Raw genomic sequence first — 2500 nt, 5'->3', positions numbered from 1 at the left:
GTACTAGTCGGCAGACACACGGCGGGTGCTAACGTCCGTCGTGAAAAGGGAAACAACCCTGACCTACAGCTAAGGTCCCCAAGTTATGGCTAAGTGGGAAAGGATGTGAGGATCCCAAAACAACCAGGATGTTGGCTTAGAAGCAGCCATCATTTAAAGAAAGCGTAACAGCTCACTGGTCTAAATAAGGGTCTTTGCGCCGAAAATGTAACGGGGCTAAAGCCATACACCGAAGCTTAGGGTTTGGTCCGCAAGGGCCAAGCGGTAGCGGAGCGTTCTGTAAGCTGACGAAGCCATACCCGTGAGGGGTGGTGGAGGTATCAGAAGTGCGAATGCTGACATGAGTAACGTAAGGGGAGTGAGAGACTCCCCCGCCGAAAGACCAAGGGTTCCTGCTTAAAGCTAATCTGAGCAGGGTTAGCCGGCCCCTAAGACGAGGCGGAAACGCGTAGTCGATGGGAACCACGTTAATATTCGTGGGCTTGGAGGTAGTGACGGATCGCACAAGTTGTCCAATCTTATCGGATTGAACGGGCAGCGGAGCGGTTCCAGGAAATAGCTCCTCCTTATAAACCGTACCCGAAACCGACACTGGTGGTCAGGTAGAGTATACCAAGGCGCTTGAGAGAACTATGCTGAAGGAACTCGGCAAATTGCACGCGTAACTTCGGAAGAAGCGTGACCCTTTTCTACGCAAGTAGAGGAGGGTGGCACAGACCAGGGGGTAGCGACTGTTTATCAAAAACACAGGGCTCTGCGAAGTCGCAAGACGACGTATAGGGTCTGACGCCTGCCCGGTGCTGGAAGGTTAAGAGGAGGGGTGCAAGCTCTGAATCGAAGCCCCAGTAAACGGCGGCCGTAACTATAACGGTCCTAAGGTAGCGAAATTCCTTGTCGGGTAAGTTCCGACCTGCACGAATGGCGTAACGACTTCCCCGCTGTCTCCAGCATAGACTCAGTGAAATTGAATTCCCCGTGAAGATGCGGGGTTCCTGCGGTTAGACGGAAAGACCCCGTGCACCTTTACTATAGCTTTACATTGGCATTCGTAGTGGCATGTGTAGGATAGGTGGTAGGCTTTGAAACCTGGGCGCCAGCTCAGGTGGAGCCACCCTTGAAATACCACCCTTATTACTATGGATGTCTAACCGCGGCCCGTTATCCGGGTCCGGGACAATGTATGGTGGGTAGTTTGACTGGGGCGGTCGCCTCCTAAAGAGTAACGGAGGCGCGCGATGGTGGGCTCAGAACGGTCGGAAATCGTTCGCTGAGTGCAATGGCATAAGCCTGCCTGACTGCGAGACTGACAAGTCGAGCAGAGACGAAAGTCGGTCATAGTGATCCGGTGGTCCCGCGTGGAAGGGCCATCGCTCAACGGATAAAAGGTACGCCGGGGATAACAGGCTGATGACCCCCAAGAGTCCATATCGACGGGGTTGTTTGGCACCTCGATGTCGACTCATCGCATCCTGGGGCTGGAGCAGGTCCCAAGGGTATGGCTGTTCGCCATTTAAAGCGGTACGTGAGTTGGGTTCAGAACGTCGTGAGACAGTTCGGTCCCTATCTGCCGTGGGTGTAGGAATATTGAAAGGATCTGTCCCTAGTACGAGAGGACCGGGATGGACGGATCTCTGGTGGACCTGTTGTGGCGCCAGCCGCATAGCAGGGTAGCTATATCCGGACGGGATAACCGCTGAAGGCATCTAAGCGGGAAACCCACCTTAAAACGAGTATTCCCTGAGAACCGTGGAAGACGACCACGTTGATAGGCCGGGTGTGGAAGAGCGGCAACGCTTGAAGCTTACCGGTACTAATAGTTCGATCGGCTTGATCGTTCTCATTCCTTATGCTCATCGTGAAACACGATGATCTGACCAGCGCTCACGCATGAGCGGCCCTTACAGGGCCTATGCTCCGCGAGGGCGCCGGAAAACCGGCGACGCGCAGTCGCGCTTGCGGGCTTACGCCCGAAAGCAAAACACAAACGTCGCCTTGGCACGAAAAAACAGCTTCTCGATATAACGTGCGTTTTGCCGACCTGGTGGTTATGGCGGAGCGGCTGCACCCGATCCCATTCCGAACTCGGCCGTGAAACGCTCCAGCGCTGATGGTACTTCGTCTCAAGACGCGGGAGAGTAGGTCGCTGCCAGGTCTGCAAAACGCACGTTGAACTCTCATCCGCAAACCGGATGAAACTGAAATCTTCTCTCTACGAAAAGGCCCGCCAAGGGATCACGGGCCGCGCAAGCGGCCCTTTCATTTGGTCAGCCATATACCTATGTGTAAGCCATCCTGTTCATAGGCCCAGGCTTACGTCCAGATAAGCAAGCAAACGCTTGCTTCAGATCCGGAGCAGGCAAGAGCTTGCCCTGGAGAGTCCGGAGCAAGCAAGAGCTTGCCCTGGAGAGTCCGGAGCAAGCAAGAGCTTGCCCTGGAGAGTCCGGAGCAAGCAAGAGCTTGCCCTGGAGAGTCCGGAGCAAGCAAGAGCTTGCCCTGGAGA

General features: G+C 55.0%; 2 rRNA genes (1 of these 2 cut by a window edge). Both read left to right on the top strand.

From position 1 onward, the window contains the following. Positions 1–1835 (top strand): 23S ribosomal RNA (locus AC3EML_RS00010); it begins 967 nt to the left of the window's first position. A gap of 202 nt (positions 1836–2037) precedes the next feature. Continuing rightward, positions 2038–2152 (top strand): 5S ribosomal RNA (gene rrf, locus AC3EML_RS00005). The last annotated feature ends 348 nt before the right edge of the window (positions 2153–2500 follow it).

This window comes from Mesorhizobium sp. P170090 (genome assembly GCF_057786115.1).
The sequence above is the reverse complement of the archived record's forward strand: the minus strand, read 5'-3'. Positions and strand labels throughout refer to the sequence as shown.